Here is a 26,596-nt window from a genome sequence, read left to right on the forward strand (position 1 = left end):
ATAATCCCTGCTATTGAATTTTTTAAGCCCTCTTTCTCTCTAAAAAAGAGGGCTTTTTTTTGTCAAAAAGCAAACACTAGCTCTGGGATCTTAGCTTAGAGATCCTCTCTCTAGCCCTTTCAAACTCTATGTCATCAACTAAGCTGATGATCTCGTCCACTTGTGACACCCAGTTTGCAGCATCAGGATGCTGTTTCAACCGCAACAGTGAGGATGCCACCTGGAAATCAGAGATCGATAGCAAATACTCGATTTGCTCTAACAACCATTCAATAGAAACCTCTTGTGCTTCAGGAACAGGCGCTTCAGCGTCATCGATAACGGTATAAAGCTTCTCTAGCAAGGTTGATAAGGTCTCACAGACACAATCAAAGAGGTCGATATAAGGGGCCTGATCTTCTAGGCATTTCTCTAGCTGTCGACTCTCTTCCTCCAATTGTGTCGCACCTAAATACGCCGCATTAGACTTAAGCGAGTGAACACAAATTCTTAAATCGTCAAGCTGACCCGATGCCTCAAGCTGCTTGAGCAACACCATATTAGTCAAACCGTCCTGAATGAAGTCCTGAATAATCTGTTTATAGACCTCTTGTCTTCCTGAAATTCTCGGCAAAGCAAGATCCGTGTTCAACCCGACGTCTTGATTGAGACGCACGATTAGCTCATCAAATACGAGTGAGCTTTGCTGCGACGGTTTCGCAGGCATCACGGTCTCCTCCAGCGTCATATAGCGCGACACCATATCTAGAAGAACCTCAGGATTAATGGGTTTGGACATGTAATCCGTCATACCCGCATCCAGACAACGCTGTCGGTCTTCCAGCCCCGCATTGGCCGTCATCGCAATAATGGGAAGGTCCAGATCTGGATAGCTGTGGCGAATGCTGCGAGTGGCCGTAAAGCCATCCATCACTGGCATTTGCAAATCCATTAATAACAGCTGGTGTCTATCAGGGTTCAGCATTTGCAAAGCCTCTTCACCGTTTGTCGCAATATCAATATCGACATCCAACTCTTCAAGAAAGCTCACAACAATTTGACGATTCAGGGCATTGTCATCAACCAACAACAGCGTTTTACCCGCAAGAGATCGAGATTGGCTGCGTTTATGCTCCACCCTAGCATTAGCACTAGCAGGTAATACACACACCTCAGAAACGGCTTCAACGTCATGCTGCCAAGCACGGCTTTGAGCGCTGCGTTGTAAGGGGATTTGGAAATGGAATGTGGAGCCATGACCCAGTTCACTGTCCAGCCAGATACGGCCATGCATCAAGTCCACTAACTGATGACAAATGGCTAAGCCTAGGCCAGATCCACCATAACGGCGCGTGATCGAGTCATCGACTTGAGTAAAAGGCTGGAATAAGCATGTTTGCTGCTCTAATGTCATCCCTACGCCAGTATCCTGCACACTAAAGCTCAATACTTCTTCACCATCCGCCAAGAGCTGGGGTGACACAGTGATTGTAATGTGCCCCCTGTCGGTAAATTTAATGGCGTTATTCACTAAATTAATCAGCACCTGTTGAATACGCAGTGGGTCACCTAGCAAATCAACAGGGGTTTGATCTGCAATATTTATCTCCAGCTTGAGGTGCTTCTCCTGAGCCTTGATGGAGCTCACCATCAAGACATGGTCGATAACCTGCTTAAGAGAGAATGCCGTGGTTTCAATGGTCATTTTCTTGGCTTCAATCTTAGAGTAGTCAAGAATATCGTTGATAATCCCCATCAAGGCTTCGGCCGATACGAGAATATTATCGACAAAACCTCTCTGTTTAGCGCTAAGCGGCGTTTTTTGCGTCAGCTTACCCATCCCAATGATGGCATTCATAGGCGTTCGAATCTCATGACTCATGGTAGCTAAAAACATCGATTTCGCACGATTGGCTTCTTCCGCTTGACGTTTAGCGTAGCTTAATTGTTCCGTACGCTCTGCCACGCGCTTTTCAAGGGTCGCATAGACCAAGGCATTGTCGATAGAAATGGCCGCTTGCCCAGCCAAAATAGCCAAGACCTGTAAACGCTCTTGCGTAAAGGCCGATGCTACCAAATTGTTTTCAAGATACAAAAGCCCAAGGGCTTTACCCCGCTTCACTATCGGATAACAGAGTACGGATTTAGGCTGATACTTCGCAATATAGGGGTCCTTAACGAAGGAAGCGTTCTGTCGTGCATTATCAATAATCAGAGGGGTTAACGTACGACGAACATAAGAAAAAATAGACGATGGGTAAGCCAAACTAGCATTGTCTGTCAGGGGAATATCTTGTAACACGGTCATTTCCCCTTTATCCAGCTCCCCTTGCGCTTCAATGAGCCATTCGCTATTGATGTTTAACGCCAACATTCCCCGTTGCGCCCCTGCTTCCATAAAAATGGTGCGCATCAATTTGGTTAGAAGATGCTCAAGCACAATCTCTTCCGAAATAATTTGACTGGCTTTGACAACGGATAATAAATCCAGACTATTCGACGCTGTCGTTAAACTCATCTGAGTGCTGTGAGCATCCACACTTTCTCGGGAACGAACCAACTCAGGAAACGCCAACTCAAGTGCAAGCACTTTGGCTTGCGCGCCCCATCTCATGTAGTTGTGGTGGGCTTCTTTTAAATAAAGTCCTGCAAATTTGCTTTTACCGCGACGCATCCAATAGCGAGCCGCCAGCTCATTTGCTATTCCCGCTTGATGTAAAAAGCCTTGCTTATCAGACTCCTCGATCGCTAAATCAAGTAAATCAACGGCCTGTTTATGCTCACCACGCAAGCGAGCTAATTCAGCACGAATCAGGTACACTTTATTGGCAAAGTTATCAGGGTAGTTCGTTGCCCAGTCCGTGAGACGCGAGAGACACACATTGATCTTTGAGATAATAGCGTGCTTTTCTTCCTCGGACTCTTCTTCGTCACACAAGGAAGCCAAGATAAGCCCCTGCATAAAATAATAGTCCGCATTGGTAAACCAACCAAAGGTAGCATCTAAGGTCACAGCGGCTTTCTCAGCCATGTCGCTTCCTTGTTGATAGCGACCAAATAAAAAACATTCCTGCATTTTATTCAGGTAATAGTAGTTCAAACACAAAGCGTGTTTCTGCTGTTCCATATGCTTCACAAACGCATGTTCATTAAAGTCCTCGTCATTCCAGCTTTGTGTTGAATCGCTATGGCCTTGCAATAAAGCGGTATTCCTTTCCAAGATTTCCAATATCTCTAAGGTATTGGGATCGCCGATACTCTCCAAAATGGGACGAATATGCTGGTTTTCCTTTATCACATCCGTAAGGGGAAGCCCGGCTAACTTCATGATTTTTAAAATATGGAACGCACTGTAGCTGATAAAAATGCGGTCCCCCACATCCATACCCGCACTCAATGCTGACTTAAGCAGAGCGATGCTGTCGTGAAGGGAAGCTGACCATGGACTGTTGGTCACAGCAAACATGGTATATACCTTACAACGCAATTTATGGTTATCTGTTTTATCGACTAGGTCGACAGATAACTGTCCAAAGCGATAGCCAGTTTCATAATCCCCGTAAAAAATACTCAGCATAGAGCCATAGCAGGTGTAGCCAAAAGGTGACACATCTGTATTACCATACTGAATAGACAGGGCCACCAGCTTCACCACAGCTAAAGTACTCATGGGTAAGTTGGCGTTAATTGCTGGCCCCCAAATCATCCCCAGCAACTGGCATAACATGCGCTTCTCTGCCGCTTGCATGACAGGCAAGTTGAGCAAAGACTCTACCGTGTTCTGCTCTAGATAAGATTGGATGATCTGCGACTCACTGAGCATGGCTTGCTCGATTTCCTCAGTGTCTGTTGGCCACTCCACCCCCAGTAGACGAATGGCGTCACACCCCACATCAAGGGCTTCTTGGAAGCGCCCGTGGTTTGCATAAAGCTCAACCTGATGGGCATATACTTCGACCTTTTCCATCACCGTCTTCGATTTTTCCAATAAGAGCGCACAATATTGATGGCCCGCCTCAACATTGCCGCACAGCAACTCCACTTCGGCACATTCTTTATAACAGGACAAAGTCAGTGGGTAATAATCTTCCCACCCCTTGTGCTCAAGAATAGCAATGGCGGATTGAATGTAGTGCAGTGCATGCTCGTAGGCATTGGCTTTTTTGGCTCGTTGCGAAGCCAGTAAGTTAAGCTCGGCTAACTCTCGCCGTTTCTCTTCGTCTTCGAGTAATGCGAGAGCCAAATTCAAGTGATTGACGATGCTAAAAAGACTTTCGCTAAGTTGGAAAATCCCCTCTTGCTGCTGGAAGGCCAAACCAATTGTCAGGTGGCATACCTGACGCTCAGCATCCGGCAACATGTAGTAAGCCGCTTGCTGAACCTGATCGTGCAGAAATTTATAGCACGATACCCCAAGTTCGGATAATGATGTCTGCGTTGACGCATCCAATTGGACAACTAAACCCTGATCGAGAATCTCTGCAAGCAAATCTGCAGTTTGCTCAGTAGTTTGATCTGTGAGTAAAGACAGAATGTTGGTATCCAATCGATTACCGATACAAGCAGCCGTTTTCAGCAACGCTTGCGCATCCAGCGAAAGATGCTCGATTTTTCGTACCATGAGATCCACAATATGATCGGCCACATCGAGGCGTTCTATTTGCTTTTGATCCCAATGCCATAAGCCTTGCTGTGAATCAAAATAGATCAAGCCTTCACTGCTTAGTTCCCCTAAAAACTGCTTTAGAAAGAATGGATTACCCAGTGTTTTACCATAGCAAAGCGCCGCTAAGTGCGCTTGTTGCTCATCGTCCCGATGCACACTATCTCGAACTAAGGCGTCGACATCTTGCTCTGTGAGTGGCAGTAACTTCAGCTCATTCACATTGGCATAATTCTCTCTAAGCTCTTTTATCATCAAAGACAGAGGATGCGTCACGCCAACCTCATTATCTCGATAGGCTCCAATCACCAAAAAATGGTGGGCAGTGCTGCTGGTGATCAGACTGTTTATCAATCGAAGAGACGCGCTGTCCGCCCATTGCAGATCGTCAAAAAAGAGGGTTAACGGATGGTCTTGTGAACAAAATAACTGAATGAATTTTGGGAAGATCAAATTAAAACGGCTTTGCGACTCCATGGCCGACAACTCGATCAACTTTGGCTGCTCACCGATAATTAACTCAAAGCTCGGCGCCAGATCGGTAATAACACGGCCATTTTCTCCCAGCACACTCAGTAGTTGGGTGCGCCAGTAGTCAATACTCTCCTCTTCTTTCGCGAGCAACAGATGCGCAAGCTGTTGGCAGGCTTGCTTCAGGGCCGAATACGGCACATCGCGATTAAACTGATCAAATTTACCAGAAACAAAAAAACCGAGATGGGTTTGTGACGCTTGTTTGGCTTGTTCAACCAAAGACGATTTCCCGACTCCAGAGTACCCCGAGACAAGAAACAGCTCACCACTACCAGAAATACTTTTTTCAACAACCGCATCAAGGTAGGCGATATCTTTCTCCCTGCCATAGAGTTTTTCGGGCACCTGAAACTGGGGAAACAAATCCTTCTGGGCTAATGGAAAAGGCTCAATCTCACCCGTTGTTTGTAGCTGTTGTAAACAATAGGCAATATCGCATCCCAAACCACGTGCGCTTTGATAGCGTTCTTCAATGCTTTTGGAAAGGAGTTTTAAAATGATGTCTGAAACCACTTGTGGAATACGCGGGTCGACTTGATTAGGGGGTATCGGGGAAATGGCTAGATGACTATGAATCAATTCAATAGGATCATGATGGGTAAACGGTGGCTCCCCCGTCAAACACGCGTATAAAGTGGCTCCCAGAGAATAAAAGTCTGAGCGATAATCAAGCATGCGGTTCATACGCCCCGTTTGCTCTGGGGAAATATAGCCTAAAGAACCCGACAAACTAAATACAGGAATCGCCTTGTCTATCGCGGTGGACAACTCCTTGGCAATACCAAAATCAATCAGGCAACACTCACCGGTTTCTCGGTTGCAAATCACGTTGTTTGGATTGATATCACCATGAACAACTTGCGCTTGATGAATCGCCTCCAAGGTATTCGACAGTTGATAGGTCAACTGAAGCGTTTCTTCTAACTTCAGTGGCGCGGAGTGTAATATCTGAGCAATACTTTCGCCACCAATGTCTTCCATGACTAAAAACAATGAGTGCCCCAGTTTTTCTAGAGACAGCACACGACAAATACCGTCAATATGGGACAAACGTTGCTGCAGAAGAAACTCTTCTCGAAAACAATTCAACTGCTCGACGCTTGGAAACTCCTGCTTTAGTAATTTGATGATGACAGGGAGAGCATCTCGGTTTCTCACCCCACGCAGTACTAACGAGTGTCTGCCATCAAACAATAAAGACTGAGTTGTATACCCAGAAACTAAGATCATTGTTTATTCCCACCCTACATCATTCAAGACACAGTAACACACTTTCAAAGGCGCTTATTTCATCTACATCTATTAACAGTATTGTTGCTAAATCAGAATTATGTACATTTTAAATACAAAACATGCTTTTTGCTGATAACTTACGAACATCTAAATAAACTTTTATTACAATTAAAAGTACAATTAAAAATTCAATTGCCAGAATTGGACAGCACATCAAATACGTACGGTTTGATATAATCAAGCCTATTGTTTTGAGGGTGACAATGCGTTTTCCCACGATCGAATAAAACGTTTTTTCTTCGACTGGTCCAGATACACCATCAAGGCAGGCCCTAATGGAATGGGATGAAAGTTAATGGTCTGTTTAATTGACAGTAATCTATCCGTCAAAGGATCAAGGCTCGGGTATAAGGCAATCAACTCACTTTTATCCGCCATCACCTGTTGCCCATGTTTAGAAATAAGGTAATGCACAAAAGAGCGAGCGTTTTCAACATGCTTCGCCGCCTTGCTGATATACGCTACCCGACTGACCACTAAGGTATAATCTTCAGGGATCACGACACCAATTCTTGGATCATGTTTTGCTCTCGCCAGGGAGTAAGAGCCAAGCATGTTATAGCCAAGTACAAGCTTATTACTGGCAATATCATCCAATATCTGCGATGTACAGCAGTACACTTGCGTAATCGTTCTGCCAAGGCTTTCCTGCAAACGCCCACTAATGCTTGACGCCACTTCATCTTGTGTGGCAATCAGATAGCCCAAAGCCGAGCGTCGCACATCATAAGACCCGACTTTATGAGTGTAAAAAGCATCATTACTGCGCATAGAAAGCGCAAGAGATTCATGGGTACGAGGGATGGTTTTCCCTTTAAAACCCTGTTTGTTATACACAAAGACAATGGGTTCGTAGGTAAAACCAACGGCCTCGTTACGCCACTTGGCCCAATCAGGCAAAGCCTCTAACGCGGGATCTTTAATCGGCTGAGCATAGCCATCATTGACCAGACGAACTTGCAAATCCATTGAAGAGCTGATCACTACATCTGGCTGCTGGTCTAAGGGCAGTTTTTTAATAGTCTGATAGAGCTGTAGTGTATTAAACTCATGGTAATTCACCTGAACATCAGGGTGACGCGCTCGATAATCATCTAACAACGGCTTAATCGCCCGCAGGTCAGTGGCACTGTATATATCAAGTGCATTTGAGTTGCTTTTAGGGGCAGCAAACAAAGCAGATGAAAACACAATCCATAAGCCTATAAAGTAGTATCGCATTAGCTTTCCCCTACTCTTAACTGGACGCGGGCTCTTAAGCCCCCTAATGGACTGTCTTCTAGAAAGAAACGTCCTTCGTGGGATTCCACAACACTGCTAACAATCGCCAACCCTAAACCAGACCCTTCTTTGCGTGTGGTTAATCGCTTAAAGCGCTGCACAGCTTGTTCTCGTTGCGCTTGTGGAATCCCCGGTCCCTGATCATCAATGATGACATTCACATGGCCCGCCTCTTGCGTGAGACTCACGTCAATTTGGTTTTTCGCTGGACCATAGACAAGGGAGTTCTCTAGCAAATTCCTAAACGCTTCTTTCAGCGCAATCCAATCCCCTTGAACCGAGCCTATCCTCCCATCACAATGATAAGAAAACTCAATCTCAGTATGGGCATAATCTCGAACACATTCCGTTAACAGCTGCTTGACCAAAGACTCCATGTTCACATCCTCAACTATTCTGGTATCACCGCGATGCACAACCATGGCATGGGAAAGTAGTTGATTCGTTAAGCGGGTAAGACGTAGATGCTCCTCTCGAATTCGACCAAGATGAGCTGGCAGCTGACTCAGATCTTGGCTTTGGCTGGCGATGTCTAACTGGGCTTGTGTCGCGCTTTGTACTGTACGGATTTGATGGCTTGCATCAGCAATAAAGGTTTTCATCCCGTCTAGATTTGACGCCAGTCTAGTTTGATATTCATTGATGGCATCCACTAATGGTGCCACCTCCTGTATTGACGTTTTGTCTAACGGGGTTTCTGAGAAAGACGTTTGTGTAAAAAGCGACTTTGATATGGTGCTGAGTGGCTCTAATGCGCGATTAATCGACCACCATAAGACAAACAAAACCAACAGCATAATGCCCAATAGGGTAGCCAAGCTACGGACTAAAATATCATTTCTCATCTGATCTCGGGCGTTGAGGGTTTGCCCTAGATACACACTCACCCACCCCGATACTTCAGGTTCTGACAGCCATTTACGCTGCACGACCACTCTAATGTGTTCAGATAAATAATTGGCGTCATAGAATAGTGTCCGCTCTTTACCAAGTGATTGATTGGGCAAAGGAAAATTTTCATAACCTGTGATGAAGTTGCCTTGCGGTCCTTGCACACGATAAAACACCTTATCCTCACTGCTGAGTTGCATCATTTCAAATGATGCGTAAGGAATGTCTATATCGACATTGGCCCCAGTGACATGCACCCCTTCCAACATTGATAAACTGGCACTTCTTAACAGACGATCATAGGAGTAATTCGCCGCTTGCTTGGCATAGTGCCAAGCCCCAATGCTCAACAAAACAAAAACGATCAACAGCAAAAGGGCGCTACGTACCAACATACGTCGACGCAAGGAGTAGCTTGTACTAATCATCGACATGGGCGAGATAGCCAAGGCCACGAATGGTTTTGATGATGAGAGAAGAGTTAGCCAGTTGTTTTCTTAAACGAGTCAACGTTTGCTCAATTGCATTGGGCGTATAGGCCTCGTTGAAATCATAAAGTCGGTTAGAGATATCGTCTTTGGTTAACACTCGATCTAGATTTTTCAAAAACAATTCTAGCAACTGTCTCTCTCGCTGGCGTAACTCCAAAAGGCGACCATTCACTGTGGCCGAGTGCGTCGCCAAATCGTAAACCAAATTTCCACATAGAATATCGTTACTGGCTTTACCTCTTTCACGACGGTATAGAGCCCGACAGCGAGCGGCTAATTCGCGAAAATCAAACGGCTTCGCCAAATAATCATCCGCACCAAAATCCAATGCACTGACACGATCGTCTATTTCTGTGCGCGCCGTTAATACCAATACCGGAATTCGATTACCGTTTGCTCGTAAACTTTGTAGCAGTTGAAAACCACTGGCCCCGGGCAAATTAATGTCGAGGATCAATAAGTCAAACGACTCTAACGAGACACTGCTTCTCGCCTTCTCTACCGAGTTTACCCAGTCCAAGGGGTGGCCTTCATTATGGAAATACACTTGGATAGATTGGGCAAGACTATCGTTGTCTTCAATTAACAGCATCCGCATAACGATATCCTTAATAAATGACACATTATTATACCATGTCAGGAAGATGTCAGCTTTATGGTGTACTTTTTAAAAATATGTTCTCAAAGAGACATACAACAAAAACAATAATGCTAAACTGGAGACACTCTATGAAAGCACGTATCGCCACATTATTACTAGCGAGCGGATTGACACTTGCCTCAGCAGCCCACGCATTCGAACCCAATAAACCCAGCTGTATTGCCCCAGCCAAGCCTGGCGGTGGCTTTGATCTAACCTGTCGTATTCTGTCTACAGGCTTTGCCAAAGCTGGAATCACCAAAATACCAATGGCCGTAACCTTTATGCCTGGGGGCGTTGGTGCAGTTGCCTATAACTACATCAACGCAACGGACCCCGATGATCCCAATAAATTGGTCGCTTTTAGCTCTGGTTCATTACTGAATATTGCCCAAGGCAAATTTGGCCGCAACTTAGATGAAAATGATGCACGTTGGGTCGGCACCGCTGGTGTGGATTATGGTGCCATTATGGTTCGCGCTGATGCGCCTTGGAATACACTGGGCGAATTGGTAGATGCCATTAAAAAAGACCCAAGTAAATTCGTCCTTGGTGCAGGGGGAGGTGTTGGCAGCCAAGACTGGATGAAAGCCGCCATTCTGATGAAGTCCTCAGGTGTTGACCCTAAGAAAATGCGTTACGTCGCATACGAAGGGGGTGGTGAAGCATTGGCCGCCCTTTTAGGTGGGCATATTAAGGTCTACCCAGGTGATGTTGGCGAAATGAAAGGCTTGGTGGAATCAGGCAAGGTAAAAGTCTTGGCGATCATGTCACCTGAACGCCTCAAAGGTGAATTTTCGAACTACCCAACGGCCATAGAGCAAGGCTATGATGCAGAATGGACCATTATTCGTGGTTATTACTTAGGGCCTAAAGTATCCGATGAAGCCTATAACTACTGGTCCGATCAATTTCAGAAAGCCTACAACGACCCTGCCTTCGAAAAAACAGTAGTCGATCAAAACCTCGTTCCTTTCAACATGTCAGGTAAAACACTAGATAGTTACATTAAAGAACGTGTTGGTTATATGCGTGGCTTAGCCAAAGAAGCGGGCTTAATTAACTAGTGAATTGAGGCGATAACATGCTATATGACCGCATTTTTGCGGGTGCATTTTTGGTACTGTCTGGGCTAATTGCCTGGACAGCTTACCATTTTAATGTCCCGTTTCAGTATGAACCCTTGGGGCCAAAAGCCTTTCCCCTTATTTTATCCGGCATTGCAGCACTATGCAGTGTTTGGCTGTTTATCAAGCCGAGTCAAAATACTTGGCACCCCACCAAAGAAGTATGGGTAAAAATCCTTTCAGGGTTAGGCATTATGGTGCTTTACGCTGCACTGTTTGAAAAAGCAGGATTTATTATTTCAACCACATTTGTTGGCACCATTTTTAGCTGGTTGTTTGGTGAAAAGCTCCTTAAAGCCTTCCTGTACGCCCTCGTTCTCAGTCTTATTAGCTATTTCTTATTAGCAGACTTAATGCAACTTAATGTCCCTGTCGGCATTCTATTCGGAGAGTAATGATGGACGTTTTCCATTACTTAGCACTCGGGTTTTCTGTTGCCCTCACCCCACTCAACTTAGGGTTAGTATTAGCTGGCTGTTTCATCGGTACCCTAATCGGCTCACTACCGGGAATTGGCCCCATCAATGGCGTGGCCATTTTATTACCTTTAGCCTATTCCGTTGGCTTGCCGCCTGAATCGGCGCTGATTCTTCTCGCTGGTGTGTATTACGGTGCAGAATACGGTGGCCGTATTTCCAGTATCCTACTCAACGTTCCTGGAGATGCCGGAGCCATTATGACCACTTTAGATGGCTACCCGATGGCCAAGCGAGGAGAAGGGGGACGAGCGCTGGCACTCTCTGCAGTTTCCTCATTCTTTGGTAGCATGGGCGCACTGCTTCTTATGGTGATTTTTGCCCCATTACTGAGTAAATTGGCCATTCAATTTGGTCCATCTGAGTATGTATGGTTGATGATTTTCGCCTTTACCTGTTTGGCAACGATGGTCGGTAAACGGCCCATCAAAACCGTAGTTGGTGTGGTCATCGGCTTGTTACTAGCGACCGTGGGCATCGACTCTGGCACAGGTATTTTGCGTTTTACCATGGGTATCCCCAATTTGTTTGATGGGGTCGACTTTTTGGTTGTTGTGATTGGTATGTTTGCCATTAGTGAAGTGTTAATACTGTTAGAAAGCTGGGCTCGCAATGATTTAAAACTCACGCCTGTTGGCAAAAGCTTTGTCTCTTTTGCCGACCTAATGGCCGTGAAATGGGTCATTTTCCGCTCCACGATTTCTGGTTTTCTCATCGGCGTACTGCCTGGTACAGGCGCTTCCATTGCTAGTGCTGTGGCTTATGGTACAGAGAAACGTTTTGCCGAAGGCAAAGAAGAACACTTCGGACAAGGTGATATTCGTGGCCTAGCGGCACCAGAAGCCGCCAATAATGCCTCTGCAGCAGGCTCTATGGTGCCGATGTTAACATTGGGAATTCCAGGCAGCGGCACAACGGCTATTTTATTGGGCGCCCTATTGATGTTCAACATCACCCCAGGTCCTCTGTTGTTTGAACAACAACCTAATATTGCCTGGGGACTCATTGCGTCTATGTTTATTGGTAACATCGCCTTATTGGTGATGAATTTACCACTCATTGGTTTGTTCGTTCGTCTGCTTTCGATTAAACAATCTTACCTTGTACCCGTGATTGTGATGTTAACCTTTGTCGGTATCTACTCCATTCACGGTGACACCTTTGATCTGTTTTTTATGATTGTGTTAGGCGTTTTTGCCTTCATTTTACGTAAATTAGGGTTTTCATTGGCGCCTGTGATTCTTGGGCTCGTACTGGGTAAAGTCTTAGAGGAAAACCTTCGACGGGCTCTTTCTATCAGTGGAGGTGATTGGTTTATTTTATTCGATGGTGCCATTACTTATGTGTTGGCCATTGCCACCGTATTAGCCATTGTCCTTCCGAAAGTCATGAAGTTAAGAAAAAAATAACCCTTATTCCTTCTGCACCAGTTCAAGCTATTGCAAAAAAACGCCCCATTAGATATGTCAATCTAATGGGGCGTTTTAATAGGGTATAGCTTTCTAAATACTGTGTGAGGCCTATGCCTTGTCAGTAAATTAATAGTTTGCTTTATAGTCCCACGACATACGCTGTCCGGTTTCAGAAGACTGCTCCGCAAGACACAAACCATAGATTAATTGACAGGCCTGATCCATAGACACTGGGGCGCTTCCTTTCCCTAGAATAGCCTCTCTTAGCTGCGCATAGAAGGCACCATAATCCCCATGGACTGAGGATTCAGCGATGACTTCAATATCATCTTGTGAGTGCGCTAAAAAGCGCGTCAGCGTCTGTTGTGGCGCTTGAGAGGGAAATCCTTCATGCCATGGCATTTGTCCTGACCGTAACGCTGGCTCTTGTGGATCTAACCCAACACATTGCCAACTACCTTGAGTAAATCGGCCATTGAAGCGGCGCATTTCCCCAGCCTCATAGGGGGTCGCCCCCAAGCGAATACGTTTACCAGGATAACCTAATTCAATTTCAAACCAGTCGTGGGTTTTTCCATTCTCTCGTAAGGTATCAATACTGGCATGCAGCCATTTTGGCGCTCCGAGCAGCGCTAACATTTGATCTAATAAGTGCGACCCTAAATCCCATAATACACCTGTAGCAGGACCTGGCTGCTCTCGCCAACGATCTTGTACCACTGGGCGAAAACGGTCAAAGCGCGAATCCAAATGCTTCAGCTCGCCCATTTCACCACTGCCAATTAATGCTTTTAAACGTTGGAAATCCCCATCAAAACGGCGATTTTGATACACGCAAAACACCACTCCCTGTTGTTTTGCAATGCGACACAGATACTCTATTTGTTGAATACTAGTGACGGATGGCTTTTCCAATAAAACATGCTTACCGCTTTCTAAAGCCAGCTTGGCTTGTTCAAAGTGCAATTTATCGGGCGTGGTAATGACTACCAAATCAATGCTCGGTGTATGGCACATTTCCATGACCGATTGTAAGACGACGGCATTCGGTAAAACGGCATGGACCGCCTCTACTTTAGAACTGCATACATGAGTCATTTCCATATGCGGGTCATTCATCACAAAAGGGGTATGAAATACTTGTCCGGATAAACCAAACCCAATTAAGCCAACCTTGATTGTCATCACCCACTCCTCATCTGCTATAAGTTCATAGATAAATAATAGTTTGAACTCAAACCATTTTGCAAGTTTTAATGGCAACTCAAAGGAAGTTCCAAGAAAGCACGATAAAAAAATCGCTTCAACACTTCTTTATTTATCGCACTTGCTCTTGGGTAAAATGATCACTTAAAGCTTGCGACCGAGCTGTTTTTCCACTTGTCGCTTTTCCCATTCAGGGCCGAACCACTTAATCACGTTAAACACGCGTAAGCCATGAAAAGCCAAGCCCACTCCCCATCCCAACATGGACCAAGCCGCCCAAATATAGGAAGGATTAGTAAACAAATTGATGGCAAACAATATGGGAATGATTATGCAATACTGAGTGAGGTGTATATAAAAACCTCTCATTTTCTGTACTCGATAAAATGCCAAGCGCTCCTCGACACTAATGGTATGATCGGCAATGGTATAAACGGATTTTTCCTCTCTATCTTGTGTAGTCATATCAGTCTCTCCTTGCAGTTCTGTAATAGGAAGTTCAAAAACAGCTGCTAAAGATTTCAACGATTCAAGTCCTGGATTTTGACCCTTTTCGATACGTTGAATCGTTCTGATACTCAATCCACTCAGTTGAGAAAGCTGGTCTTGCGACCAGCCCCTTTGAAGTCTAAGTTTTTTTACGATCATTCTCATTATCCCTACATGCTGTTTTCTTAATGAGCACTTAGCCTATTAAAAACGACACGGGTGCGTGACGACATATCACCGACACCAATATGACACTATTTAAAAATCAATCACTTATACACGAATAAAGACCTTTGCATGGGATCTTGAGTGCATTATAAGACCTCCAATTTCGCAAAGGACAACACCAACCATTTACTGCCTTCATCATCAAAATTAACCTGCACACGGGCTTGTGGCCCTTGTCCTTCATAGTTAATTACTAAGCCTTCACCAAACACAGGATGCTTAACACGATCCCCCATGCTGACGTTCACTTCTGGCGCTTTAAAATTATTCAAAACCGTACTGTTTTGCAAACGGGCTTTTTCCGTTTGATAATCGGGTCGCTGCATGGAGACCGGACGACTCACTTGTGAGCGAAGGCGAACTTCTTCCAAACACTGTGGTGGGATCTCTTTGATAAAACGCGACGGACTATTAAAAGATTCGCTACCAAACAAACGACGGGATTCCGCGTAGGTAATGTAGAGTTTCTTCATGGCACGGGTGATGCCCACATAGCAAAGGCGTCGCTCTTCCTCAAGACGTCCAGGCTCTTCAAACGACATTTTGCTGGGAAATAAGTTTTCCTCCACGCCTGTTAGAAACACCAATGGAAATTCCAGTCCTTTCGCAGAGTGCAGTGTCATCAACTGAACCGCATCTTGGTACTCATCCGCTTGCGCATCACCAGCATCCAATACCGCTTGATCAAGAAAAGCCATCAATGGCGAGCTAAAGGCTTCGTCTTCGGGGTTCCAACTAAACCCTCCGGCGGCACCGATCAACTCTTTTAAGTTCTCGACTCGCGCCTCGCCCTTCTCTCCTTTCTCTTTTTCATGGAAAGGAATCAGACCGGCATCGTTAATAATTTGCTCAAAGATGTCACCCAAGCTTAAATCCGGTTGTTGAACGGTGGTCATCAGATCATCAATGATTTGTTGGAAGCCTTTAATGGCGTTGGTCGCTCTTGCCGGCATGATGGATTGATCAACAATAAGTTGAGCCGCTTGCCACATGGAGCAGCCTTGATCCCGTGCCATTTCCCGCAGTGTACTGATACTGCGCTCGCCAATACCGCGAGGCGGCACATTAATCACCCGCTCCATGGCACCATCGTCATTTGGATCCAACGCCAATCGGGCGTAAGCCAAGGCATTTTTAATCTCTAAACGGTCATAGAATCTGTGCCCACCATAAATTCGATAAGCAATCTGTTCCCTAACTAAGCATTCCTCAATCACCCGAGACTGGGCATTAGAACGATATAGAATCGCCATCTCTTTCAACCCGGCGCCTTCATCACGCCACTTTTTGATAATGCCGATAATAAACCGAGCCTCATCCTGCTCGTTAAACCCCGCGTAGAGGGAAATCGGCTCACCATCACCGCTATCAGTCCAGAGCTCTTTACCTAAACGGTCATCGTTGTTTTTAATCAAACCGTTAGCCGCATTCAGTATGTGACCAGTGGAACGATAGTTTTGCTCTAAGCGAATGGTTTGAACGTCTTTAAAGTGCTTAGTGAAGTTATGAATGTTTTCAATTTTCGCTCCACGCCAACCATAGATAGACTGGTCATCATCCCCCACGGCGGTAATTGTCCCTTGATCGCCCACCATAACGCGTAGCCAAGCATATTGAATGGTGTTGGTGTCTTGAAACTCGTCCACCAACACATGACGAAAACGCTCTTGATAATGGCGCAACAAAGGCGGATTAGTGAGCATCAGCTCGTGAGCACGCAATAGCAACTCACCAAAGTCCAACATGCCCAAACGTTCACAGGCCTCCTCATAGTGGTAATACAGCTCTCGCATACCTTTAGAGAAAGGGTCGTGACTATCAGGCACATGGGCAGCACGCCGGCCTTCATCTTTTTGCCCATTGATAAACCAACACACCTGTTTAGGCGGCCAGCGCGTATCATCGATATTCATCTCTCGCATAATACGTTTTACCAATCGTAGCTGGTCATCGCTGTCCATAATCTGGAAGTTTTCTTTGAGACCCGCATCACGCCAATGGGCGCGCAACAGACGATGGGCCAGACCGTGAAACGTCCCCACCCACATACCTTGGGGAGGAACGCCCACAAGCTCTTCAATTCGCCCTTGCATCTCACGCGCGGCTTTGTTGGTAAACGTCACCGCCATAATACTGTAGGGCGACAGTTGGTAAGCATGCATCAACCAAGCGATACGATGCACCAAGACGCGTGTTTTGCCGGACCCCGCTCCCGCTAGCACAAGGCTATTTTGCAATGGCGCAGCCACTGCATCACGCTGTTTATCATTTAACGAGTCGAGGATAAAAGAAACATCCATTGCATTCCGCCGTATTAATTTAATGTGTTTGTCATAAAAACGCGTTAAAAAGAGGTTGATTTTTGATCGATATGCGTTTTTTATAAACCTGAAACAAGTTGTCTGTCTATTTTGACTTTTTTCATCCATTGATGACAGTGATCAATCACATTGAGTGTCATCGAGATTAGCCAGAAGGGTATAACAATGAGTAATTTTTCTGAAACCTTGACTGAAGTAAAAACCGACATTCTTCATGCTTCGATCAGTTTGGAGAATGAAAAAAAAGAACGCAACCAAAAGGAAGACAGCATTCGCATGCTCAAAGCACGCCGGGCTATCGAGAAACACCTTGAGGAAAAACGTTTACACCACGCCATCTCAAATGGCTGGGATGAATAATACACTCAGAAACAAAGACACGCGCTTATATACCGACTATACAAGCGTATAAGAGTAAAAAAACGATTTTAATTAGGCGCTAACCGCCTTAAGTGTTGTTGTGCGCCTTTTTAACGACTCTACTAGGTCTACACATGGAGCATGGCAGTCTTTTGTCCAACAAAAAGTCCCTTCTCATTAACATAAATCAACATAAGTCCCCTACTTTCTATAGGGCCATTCCGTGTCTTCTTATAGCGGTTACTTCCTCGTTGGAGTACCATATGCAACTGAATTATGATCTTTTTCTAATCACTACATAATAAGAGACCTTTGAACGAAGACAGGAGTCAAGCCAAGACACGGCAAAAATAGATCAAAATGATAAGGTTACCGTTTATAAATCAGTACTTTATGTCTATTTTTTACTATATATTGGTAAAACCAGCCGTCGCGCAAACGTCTCAATAAGTAAAATAACCCTTTTGGGGAGTCACTATGTTTGAACACATCCAAGCTGCGCCATCCGATCCTATTCTCGGCCTGAATGACGCTTTCCGCAACGATCCAAACCCCAAGAAAATCAACTTAGGCGTCGGTGTATACAAGGACGAACAAGGCATAACGCCCATTTTAAAATCCGTTAAACAAGCCGAAGAACGCTTGTTAAACCAAGAAACCAGCAAAAGCTATCTTAGCATCGAAGGGTCACAAGCTTACCGAGAGGCTGTACAAACGCTTTTATTTGGTGGGGACAGTCAGATCATCAGTAAACAACTGGCCCAAACGGTTCAAACCCCTGGTGGTACTGGTGCACTAAGGGTAGCTGCCGAGTTTGTACGTAAACATCTACCCGACGCAACCATCTGGGTCAGTAACCCAACTTGGGCAAATCACCAAGCGGTTTTTCAATCCGTTAACTTAGAAGTAGGTAGCTACGCTTATTACGATGTGGATACCAAGTCCTTAGACTTTGAGTCCATGCTCGCCAGTTTATCCCAAGTACCCGCTGGCGATGTGGTTCTATTTCATGCTTGCTGCCATAACCCGACAGGCATCGACCCCACTCCAGAGCAGTGGTATCAATTAGCGAAGCTGTGTAGCAAACAAGGCTTTTTGCCGTTATTCGATTTTGCTTACCAGGGCTTTGGGGCAGGTCTTGAAGAAGATGCGCAGGGGTTACGTACTTTCTTAAATTACGTACCGGAAATGCTGATTGCCAATTCCTTCTCAAAAAACTTCGGTTTGTACAATGAACGAGTCGGTGCCTTAACCATTGTGAGTGATAATGCAGATCAAGCACTGGCCGCTTTTACACAAATTAAACGTGCTGTTCGTACTAACTACTCCAACCCACCCTCTCACGGTTCAGCCATTGTTGCCGAGATTTTAAATTCGAAAGAACTACGTAGCTTGTGGGAAATGGAGCTCAAAAGTATGCGTTCTCGTATCCACGAAATGCGCAGCTTATTTGTGAATACACTGCGAGCGAAAGGCGTTGATCAAGACTTCTCCTTTATCTCCAAACAAAACGGCATGTTCTCGTTTTCTGGCTTGAACCCCGAACAAGTGTCGCGTCTACGCAAAGAGTTTTCTATCTACATTGTGGGATCTGGTCGCATCAACGTGGCTGGTATGACTCATGAAAATATGGAGCCCCTTTGCGAGGCCATTGCAGAAATTCTTAAAAGCTAATTAAGCTTAAAGGCAAGTAAAACCACCATAATGGTGGTTTTACTTGCCTCATTGCTATGACTCTCCTAAAAATCCAAACTCAACAGGACTTTGAGCATAAAAAATGGAGACACCTTCTTCTTTAACTTTATTGAATAGCTTCTCCGCCTCTTCTTCCGTGACGATCATTGACACTTCTACGGGCTGATCACTTAATTCAAAGAAATGGCTCGAATGGATCTTTCCTTTATGTCCAATACCTTCAGAGCCAATAATGCTTGTCCCTCCTCTTAGTCCAAGCTCTTTAGCCTGATTCAGTATCCATTCAGACACCAATTGTCCTTTATGATGACGACTTTGCTGTGTAAAAAATGTAATCTGATACCCTTTCATAATGAATTACCTTTAACCATCAATTGATAAAAATACTTGTGATTGACCAGATAGCTATATTGATCGTAGCCAAAACATGGTAGCAATTCCTAAAAGGGTCATAACCAAACATCCTATGACATGAATAGCAATTGCACCGCAAGCCCATAATATTCGCCCCTCTTGAAACAAGGTTATAACCTCCGCAGAGAAAGTCGAAAAGGTAGTAAGAGCCCCTAGAAAGCCTGTAATAATCAAGAGTCGCCACTCTGGTGGAAGCGATGTCTGCTGACCAAAAAAAGTAATAGCAAGACCAATTAGGTACCCACCAACTAAATTTGCGATCAACGTCCCGGGTGGTAACGTGGGGAAAAGAGAATTAAATTGATTACCTAAAAACCAGCGCAATAGCGCACCACAAGAGGCACCTATACATACCGATAAAATAGAAAAAAACATAGAACTGAGACTCTAATTTAATGTAAAAATAACGAGCCTAGATTAAGAAATTGCAGACATATCTACGTCTCCTGTCTCCAGGTTCGATGCGTAGACATCATTAGCTTTGAATGACTTCAAAGCGGTTAGAGGAGGAATGTCATCTCCTTTTCTTTAAACTAACAAATTTTTTAAAACTCTACAAGCATTCGTTAAGAGCACTATCCAGCGCAGCGACAGGCTGGTAACCTTGAATGCTTTCTTTGTCACTTAGCGAAATGGGATTAATAAATGACGGCCACTTTACTTTACTGTTATGACCCTATGTGTAGCTGGTGTTGGGGGTTTCGTCCGACGTGGAACAGACTACAAAAAGCCTTACAACCACTGATCGATGAGAAGAAACTGACCATCCAACCTATGTTAGGTGGGTTAGCAACTGACTCAGATAACCCCATGTCTGAGGAAATGAAGACCAAATTGGAAAATACATGGCAACGAATCCAAACCGACTTAGGCACCGACTTTAACTTTGACTTTTGGCGAGTCAACCAACCACGTCGCTCAACTTATCCCGCATGCCGAGCCTGTCTGGTTGCAAGGGATGCCGGATCGGAAGATGAAATGTACCATGCTATTCAACAAGCCTATTACCTTCAGGCGAAAAATCCATCCAATATAGAGACGTTGGTTGAGTGTGCGGAGCACATCGGCTTAAAAGCGGAAGGTTTTCTGAAAGCCATGGACCATATCAAGTCAGAAGGTCTATTAGAAAAAGAAATCGACCAAGCAAGACAACTTGGCTTAAACTCCTTCCCTTCATTAGCCGTTTTAAAAGGCGATCAACTCACCTCCATCCCTTTGGATTATCAAGACCCTCTAACCATGTTAGCGGCCATTAAAAAAGCGCTGTCATAGCGCTTTTTTACCACAGAGAACGACATTCTCTTCCATCCGCAATGAGTCTTATTCCTTACTTTAAAAACATTTTATATACGCAATTGATAAAAAACGCATAAAATAAGCAGATTATTATTTTATAGCACCGTTGACGCACTCAATGTCAGCAGGTTAATAGGAAAACACTCCGCCCTATGAAGAGTCCCCATACAGATTTGCCTCGTTCTACCATCAGCCTAAGCGCTTATATCAAGAATGGTTTTAGAACAAAGCGCAGCACCTCAAGCTTTATTATTATAGTGGCCTTGTTAAATGCCATTCTTTATAACTGGCCCCTGCTGTCTTTTTCCATCAACAACCTTGATGGTTTGACACTCAATAGCCTACATACCATCTTCACGGTATTTGTCGTTATTTATTTGGAAACTGCGCTCGCTCTTTATCTGTTGTTTTTGATATCAAGACGACTTGGAAAAACCCTTTGCGTGATACTGGCGTTAGCCAACTCATTAGCCGTGTATTTTGTCGTGACCTATAACGTCATTTTAGGCACCTCCATGATGGGCAATGTGTTTAATACCAAGTTTTCTGAAGCATCTCCCTTTTTAAGCGGCAAGATGTTCATCTATTTTGTGGTATTGGGCATGATTCCTGCTTGGCTCATCATTCGAACATCCGTGCTAAAAACCTCTCGATTACGCTTATCTCTCCACCTTATCCTTACCATCGTTATCAGTGTCACTTGGGTTTGGTTTTCGGGTAGTACGTGGCTGTGGGTGGACAAACATGCCAAACAACTGGGTGGCATAACCATGCCCTGGTCTTATGTGGGAAACTCAATTCGTTTTCAAATCCAAAAAGACGAAGAGAATGTCGAACAAACACCACTCCCCAACGCCACCTTCCGTTCGAATAAAAAAACGGTCGTCGTGCTAGTGATTGGCGAGTCCGCACGGGCAGAAGATTTTTCTCTATACGGTTATAAAAGACCAACGAACCCGTTACTCAGTAATTCAGACGTTATTACCCTAAAAAATGCGACCTCTTGTGCGACCTACACCACCGCTTCAGTGAAATGTATCCTGTCGTACACCAACACAAGTAACCTCTTTGGAAAGAACTTCGAGCCTTTACCCAGTTACTTACAACGGCAAGGCATCGATGTGTTTTGGCGCAGTCACAACTGGGGCGAGCCACCACTGAAAATAGCCAGTTATATAAACGCCAAAGACTTAGAAAAAAACTGTGAAGGCGATGAATGTGATTACGATGGTGTCCTGTTAAGTCATTTAGCCGAGCAAATCAAAGCATCGAAAAAGCAAAAGATCTTTGTTGTTTTACACCAAAGCGGCAGCCACGGACCCACTTATTACCTCAAATACCCAAAAGCATTTGAAGTGTTTAAACCGGTCTGCCGTTCCGTTGAACTGAGCAATTGTACTCATCAAGAATTGGTCAACGCTTACGATAATACTATCTTATACAACGACCATTTTTTGGATCAATTACGAACCATTTTGAAGGGTCTTAATACCGCGAGTGCGTTTCTTTATGTGTCTGATCATGGGGAGTCGCTAGGAGAAGATGGTGTCTATTTGCATGGCACCCCTTACTCCATTGCGCCGAAGCAACAATATACCATTCCTTTCTTGGTTTGGATGTCACAGGACTTTATCAAGCAGCAGCATATTTCTGTCGATAAACTAAAAGCCAGAGCAAAAACAACTCAAGACAATGTCTTTCACAGCGTGATGGGGGCATTTGATATGAGAAGCCCTATTTATAATAAAGACTTAGATATATTTGCTAAGGCAAAAACACCCTAGTTTAGCCAACAACTAGTCCCCTTAGTTCAGCAACACCACCAGACAAGTCAGGCTTGTCTGGTGAGTGGATAAGCAGAGACGTTTTTCCCGTTGCTTTCCCCTTTTAAAGAGCCTGTTCAAGGGCTTGAATCACTTTCTCCACCTCATCCGCCTGAGTGTAGTGAACAAATGATAAACGCACTACGCCTGTATTTGGATCCACCTTCATCGCTTCTAACAAACGCACCGCATAGAAGTGCCCAGCACCGCAAATAATGCCTTGATCAACCAATTTCTGGGCCAGCGCTTGAGGTGTTTGACCAACGGGAATAACCGATACGGTAGCGGCTCTTTTATCAGGGTCGAGCGGCCCTACCAACGCCAGCTTAGGATGTAGTGATACATAACTAAGCAAACGGGCCAATAGAGCGTGCTCGTGAGCGTGTAGCAAGTCTCTTACCCGCTGAGCTTTTTCTGGAAGGGTGCCCGTTGTCGAAAAATGATGATCATGAAGTGCTTCAAAATAGTCTACAACACCTCGGCTAGCCGCCACTTGAGCATGATCTGGTCCCGCAGGTACAAACCATTTGTTTTTCAAGGCTGAGTTAAAATAATGGCCTTGATTCCCTAGCTTTTCGGCCACCTCAGAGCGGATTACCATGGCGCCAAGATGAGGCCCAAAGGTTTTATAAAGAGAGAACAAATAAATATCGGCGCCCAACGCGCTAACATCTGGTAAGCCATGACCCGCATAGGACACTCCATCGACGACCGTCCAAACTCCCGCTTCTCTGGCTTGGTCGCAAATGGCTTTGACCGGATTAATATGAGCGACCAAATTAGAGCAATGGGTAAAGGCTAACAGCTTCGTCCGCTCCGACAATAAATCAGGCAAATCGGCTATATCCAATAACCCTGTGTCTGGGTTCACTTGCCATTCTTTAATCACCAAGCCATGGGCCTCTAGCCTCCGCCATACGCCGATGTTCGCTTCATGATCTTGGTTGGTGACAATGATTTCATCCCCTTCGCCCAATATCTTAGCGAACGCTTGAGCCAACACATAAGTATTTTGTGACGTCGAAGGCCCTAAGTGCAATTCATCAGTTGCCACGTTGAGAAACGACGCTAAACGCTGATAAGCCTCATCCATTTGTGCGCCCGCTTTTTGCGACGCAGGATGCAGGTGATAGGGCTGTAATTTGGTCTGCCGATAATATTGATTAAGGTGATCAATGACAGCTTGGCAAGCATAGGAGCCACCAGCATTGTCAAAAAATGCCTGCCCAGCCAATGAAGGCTCTTGAAACGCAGGAAACTGAGCGCGAACAAATTCCAAATCTAACGACGGCATATCACTTCTCTCCATATAAAACGCTTAACTTACCCTTAAAAAAGCAAGTAACCAGACTCAGAGTATAAAGAATAAGCCACACAAGTTGTTTGCTATTTAACCAAAACTTTCCTAATGTAATACAAGATTTTTGTGTGAATACAATAAAATATGAAAGAAATTATCTTAGATCGAACAGACTACAACATAATCAAAGCATTGGAACAAAATGGCCGTATCAGCAATACACAACTTGCTCAGACCATTAATTTATCGCAATCACAATGCTTAAGACGACTACGTCAATTAGAAGAAATGGACATTATTAGCGGTTACCAAGCCCATATAAACTACCAAAAATTGGGCTATAGTGTGATGGCTTGGACACTCGTCACTGTCAGTAAAGAAGAGCCGAATGCCCGGGACGATGTCATGGAATTTTTACAGCAGCAAAACGCCGCCATTGGTGTGTACGGCGTCACGGGCGATGTGGACTTAATGGTAGAAATTTGCGCGAAAGACATGACCCAATTCACCGATTTAGTGGTGAAGCAGATCTATGCCCATGCCAATGTGATCAGCACAAAATCTTATATTCGCTTAGACACAGCCAAACAAAACAGCAGCCCTCTAGGACGCCCTTAAAGCCGATAAATGGTTAGAGACCTTTGCACGATGTCACGAGCGACGCCAAGACGCGGCAAAAACAGACGAGAAAGCGGAGTTTATCGCGATAAATGAGCATTTTGAGTCTGTTTTTAACAAAGTATTGGCAAGCGCAGTAGTCGTGCAAAAGTCTCGGTTAGCCAAAGTCATGGTTAATCAGATCTAACATGGGGTTATACAACGGGTCTTTCGACGCATCTCGGCGTACTTTTTGTGGTGTTTTTTCGGTATTCCCTTCTTGGTCATCATCCGGAATAGCGGGGGTCTTTTCCGTCTGTTCGTGGTTTGTAGAGGTGTCGTCTGGCACCAACTCAACCCCCGTTTCTTCCATCATTGCTTCCAAAAGCTCTTCTGACTCAACAGGCGCTAGCGGTTCAACATCGGGAGAGACGCTTTCAGCACTGTCTGATTCAATGGTATGTGATTCCAAGATATCTGAATCGACTTCTACTTGATGATCTATTACGGCTTCTTCGTCCTTTTCTTCTAGAGCAGAATCATCGACTAGGACATTTGTTTGTTCTTTAATCGATTCTTTGATAGCCGTTTCTTCACTTATCTCCTTATCAAGAGACGCCACTGTCTTAAGAGATAAACGTTCGGCGAGTTTTTTTGCTAAGGGCTCAACATCATCCAAGGTGGTATTGATAGCTAACCAATGATTGGCATCTGGCTCATGGCTCACTAACTCCCCCGGTACAATGGCATGACGAAAGCTTGCCAATAAAGCCGTCATATCATCTTGACTCAACGGTGTCTCCAAACGTAACCACAGCCCCATGCCCCCTTTACTGGGCGCAAAACAGGCTTGATCATTTAGATGGGTCTCAAGATGCGCCTTAATTCGTTCTGAATTCGCCCAAACTTGTCGTGCTCGACGTCGTAAAGAACGTTTACCCGTGGATTCTAAAGCATCACTCAGCGCCTGTTGCTGAACATTACTTAACGCCATATCCACTGATAAAAATCCCCCTTCCAACAGAGTGCTATGGCGACCTGGCAGGCACCAACTGGCGGATCGATCCACCCCCTTGGTTTCTACCCCTCCGATATAGACAATGTGATCCGATGAATCGAGGGATTTATACGTCATAACCGATCCCGCACGGTGGGCCAAATGAGAACACAAATCCCATTCAATGGTGGGTAATTGCAGTTCATCAATAATGGCTAACCATCGACGCAAGCTTAAATTACTGATGCTTTGCCCTGCAGGAAAGGCAAACTGACCAGGCAGTACCAATAACTTGATGGCTTCTTCTTTAAAACAGCGAATAACAAGATCCAAATCGACACCCCGCTCTCCCGACGCAATGCTGATCACCTTGCGGCCCAAGCTTTGCAAAGTAGAAGGAAGGCGCGGGTCACAGGGTGTGATCACCAATACAGCATCCTCTCGCTGCGTTAGCGACAACACCGTATTCGAAAACATCGCCAAAGGGGAGCGACCTAGCCATAATTGTGAGGCATGGCTTTTGATACCCAGCCCTTTAAGATAAGTACTTACCGCCTCTCTTACCGCTAGGTGACCTTTACCCAATACCGGAAAATCCACCTCTTCCGTACGAGTGTTAGGGGCTAAAAACGCATCACTTTGATCGACCAAAGCTCCACGATGGGCCAGACAAGACCAAGCCATTTTGGCGCCAAGATTATCCAGCTTTCGCAGCGCCTCTCCAGGCATTAATAAGGCCGGTTTCGCTTCACTTCGATGACAAACAAAATACCCTGATTTAGGCCGTGACTCGATCCAACCGTCCTCAGCTAATAACTCATAGCCATGGATAATGGTATTCAAACTTAGTTTTAATTGCTTTGATAACGCTCGCAAAGACGGCATACGGTCGCCAGGTGATAGCACATCCTGTGACATTTGATCCAAAAACCAATCCACTACCCCTTTATATAAAAAATCCGCCACCGCTTTGTACCTTCTCTGTGTATTTGTTTATCATCTGTTATCAAAGAGTAAGCGGGATTGAGAAAAAGGCAAGCAAAACGGCGTTTTTTCTCAGCAGCTAAGACGCTATGATTAGCT

General features: G+C 44.9%; 19 protein-coding genes, 1 pseudogene and 1 riboswitch. Of the genes and pseudogenes, 8 read left to right on the top strand and 12 right to left on the bottom strand.

Annotated elements, in window-relative coordinates; all coding sequences use genetic code 11:
* Window positions 1-76: 76 nt before the first annotated feature.
* The 4 genes from AC0VYI_RS24980 to AC0VYI_RS24995 all read right to left on the bottom strand — a co-directional run bounded on the left by AC0VYI_RS24980 (window position 77) and on the right by AC0VYI_RS24995 (window position 9,730).
* Window positions 77-6,406, bottom strand: a complete 6,330-nt coding sequence (locus AC0VYI_RS24980; protein ID WP_475446313.1) for an AAA family ATPase — start codon at window positions 6,404-6,406, stop codon at window positions 77-79.
* A gap of 246 nt (window positions 6,407-6,652) precedes the next feature.
* Window positions 6,653-7,690: an ABC transporter substrate-binding protein gene (locus AC0VYI_RS24985; protein ID WP_475446315.1), complete on the bottom strand. Its 1,038-nt coding sequence runs from the start codon at window positions 7,688-7,690 to the stop codon at window positions 6,653-6,655.
* The gene (locus AC0VYI_RS24990) at window positions 7,690-9,075 is read right to left on the bottom strand and encodes a sensor histidine kinase (RefSeq protein WP_475446317.1); all 1,386 of its coding nucleotides are present in this window, start codon (window positions 9,073-9,075) and stop codon (window positions 7,690-7,692) included. Before AC0VYI_RS24990 ends, AC0VYI_RS24985 begins: the two co-directional genes overlap by 1 nt.
* Window positions 9,062-9,730, bottom strand: coding sequence for a response regulator transcription factor (locus AC0VYI_RS24995; RefSeq protein WP_199476520.1), 669 nt, complete (start codon window positions 9,728-9,730; stop codon window positions 9,062-9,064). The genes AC0VYI_RS24990 and AC0VYI_RS24995 overlap by 14 nt, the downstream gene beginning before the upstream one ends.
* A gap of 131 nt (window positions 9,731-9,861) precedes the next feature.
* On the opposite strand from AC0VYI_RS24995, the gene AC0VYI_RS25000 reads away from it, so the two are divergent.
* From AC0VYI_RS25000 to AC0VYI_RS25010, 3 genes are read left to right on the top strand one after another with little or no spacing between them, the layout of a single operon-like run.
* Window positions 9,862-10,839 carry a Bug family tripartite tricarboxylate transporter substrate binding protein gene (locus AC0VYI_RS25000; protein ID WP_067340610.1) on the top strand — a complete coding sequence of 326 codons (978 nt, stop codon included), beginning with the start codon at window positions 9,862-9,864 and terminating at the stop codon, window positions 10,837-10,839.
* A gap of 17 nt (window positions 10,840-10,856) precedes the next feature.
* Window positions 10,857-11,294, top strand: coding sequence for a tripartite tricarboxylate transporter TctB family protein (locus AC0VYI_RS25005; RefSeq protein ID WP_475446319.1), 438 nt, complete (start codon window positions 10,857-10,859; stop codon window positions 11,292-11,294).
* Window positions 11,295-11,296: 2 nt separating this feature from the next.
* Window positions 11,297-12,784, top strand: coding sequence for a tripartite tricarboxylate transporter permease (locus AC0VYI_RS25010; RefSeq protein ID WP_199476616.1), 1,488 nt, complete (start codon window positions 11,297-11,299; stop codon window positions 12,782-12,784).
* A 129-nt stretch (window positions 12,785-12,913) separates the two neighbouring features.
* Here the strand turns inward: AC0VYI_RS25010 and AC0VYI_RS25015 are convergent, their stop codons facing one another.
* The 4 genes and pseudogenes from AC0VYI_RS25015 to uvrD all read right to left on the bottom strand — a co-directional run bounded on the left by AC0VYI_RS25015 (window position 12,914) and on the right by uvrD (window position 17,010).
* Window positions 12,914-13,972: a Gfo/Idh/MocA family oxidoreductase gene (locus AC0VYI_RS25015; protein ID WP_475446321.1), complete on the bottom strand. Its 1,059-nt coding sequence runs from the start codon at window positions 13,970-13,972 to the stop codon at window positions 12,914-12,916.
* Between the two features lie 165 nt (window positions 13,973-14,137).
* A complete protein-coding gene (locus AC0VYI_RS25020; RefSeq protein ID WP_475449847.1) occupies window positions 14,138-14,458 on the bottom strand; it encodes a 2TM domain-containing protein in 321 nt (106 codons plus the stop codon).
* Window positions 14,459-14,533: 75 nt separating this feature from the next.
* A pseudogene (locus tag AC0VYI_RS25025) lies at window positions 14,534-14,647 on the bottom strand (helix-turn-helix domain-containing protein); the annotation flags it as partial.
* A gap of 149 nt (window positions 14,648-14,796) precedes the next feature.
* Entirely contained in the window at window positions 14,797-17,010 is a 2,214-nt protein-coding gene (uvrD, locus tag AC0VYI_RS25030; RefSeq protein ID WP_199476524.1) for a DNA helicase II, read from the bottom strand.
* A gap of 186 nt (window positions 17,011-17,196) precedes the next feature.
* On the opposite strand from uvrD, the gene AC0VYI_RS25035 reads away from it, so the two are divergent.
* Complete coding sequence (locus tag AC0VYI_RS25035; RefSeq protein WP_199476525.1) at window positions 17,197-17,391, top strand: PA3496 family putative envelope integrity protein; 195 nt, start codon at window positions 17,197-17,199, stop codon at window positions 17,389-17,391.
* 477 nt (window positions 17,392-17,868) lie between these two features.
* Window positions 17,869-19,065, top strand: a complete 1,197-nt coding sequence (locus AC0VYI_RS25040) for an amino acid aminotransferase (protein WP_475446323.1) — start codon at window positions 17,869-17,871, stop codon at window positions 19,063-19,065.
* 54 nt (window positions 19,066-19,119) lie between these two features.
* Here AC0VYI_RS25040 and AC0VYI_RS25045 read toward each other — a convergent pair whose 3' ends face one another.
* Together AC0VYI_RS25045 and crcB are read right to left on the bottom strand one after the other, a co-directional pair.
* Complete coding sequence (locus AC0VYI_RS25045) at window positions 19,120-19,437, bottom strand: DUF190 domain-containing protein (protein ID WP_199476527.1); 318 nt, start codon at window positions 19,435-19,437, stop codon at window positions 19,120-19,122.
* Between the two features lie 54 nt (window positions 19,438-19,491).
* On the bottom strand, window positions 19,492-19,875 hold the full coding sequence (crcB, locus tag AC0VYI_RS25050) for a fluoride efflux transporter CrcB (RefSeq protein WP_199476528.1): 384 nt from the start codon (window positions 19,873-19,875) through the stop codon (window positions 19,492-19,494).
* An 84-nt stretch (window positions 19,876-19,959) separates the two neighbouring features.
* A riboswitch (Fluoride riboswitch) is annotated at window positions 19,960-20,031 on the bottom strand.
* A gap of 114 nt (window positions 20,032-20,145) precedes the next feature.
* Here crcB and AC0VYI_RS25055 point away from each other — a divergent pair.
* Entirely contained in the window at window positions 20,146-20,772 is a 627-nt protein-coding gene (locus AC0VYI_RS25055; protein WP_475446326.1) for a DsbA family protein, read from the top strand.
* A gap of 176 nt (window positions 20,773-20,948) precedes the next feature.
* Complete coding sequence (gene eptA / locus AC0VYI_RS25060) at window positions 20,949-22,580, top strand: phosphoethanolamine--lipid A transferase EptA (RefSeq protein WP_475446328.1); 1,632 nt, start codon at window positions 20,949-20,951, stop codon at window positions 22,578-22,580.
* A 103-nt stretch (window positions 22,581-22,683) separates the two neighbouring features.
* On the opposite strand, the gene AC0VYI_RS25065 is transcribed toward eptA, so the two are convergent.
* The gene (locus AC0VYI_RS25065; protein ID WP_475446330.1) at window positions 22,684-23,913 is read right to left on the bottom strand and encodes an aminotransferase class V-fold PLP-dependent enzyme; all 1,230 of its coding nucleotides are present in this window, start codon (window positions 23,911-23,913) and stop codon (window positions 22,684-22,686) included.
* 150 nt (window positions 23,914-24,063) lie between these two features.
* Between AC0VYI_RS25065 and AC0VYI_RS25070 the strand changes: the two genes are divergently transcribed.
* Complete coding sequence (locus AC0VYI_RS25070) at window positions 24,064-24,537, top strand: Lrp/AsnC family transcriptional regulator (protein WP_199476532.1); 474 nt, start codon at window positions 24,064-24,066, stop codon at window positions 24,535-24,537.
* Between the two features lie 157 nt (window positions 24,538-24,694).
* Here the strand turns inward: AC0VYI_RS25070 and AC0VYI_RS25075 are convergent, their stop codons facing one another.
* Window positions 24,695-26,479 carry a GntR family transcriptional regulator gene (locus AC0VYI_RS25075; protein ID WP_475446332.1) on the bottom strand — a complete coding sequence of 595 codons (1,785 nt, stop codon included), beginning with the start codon at window positions 26,477-26,479 and terminating at the stop codon, window positions 24,695-24,697.
* Window positions 26,480-26,596: the final 117 nt, after the last annotated feature.

Source organism: Marinomonas sp. 63XJN7_9_ISO-PGPR-S23-217, assembly GCF_056173515.1.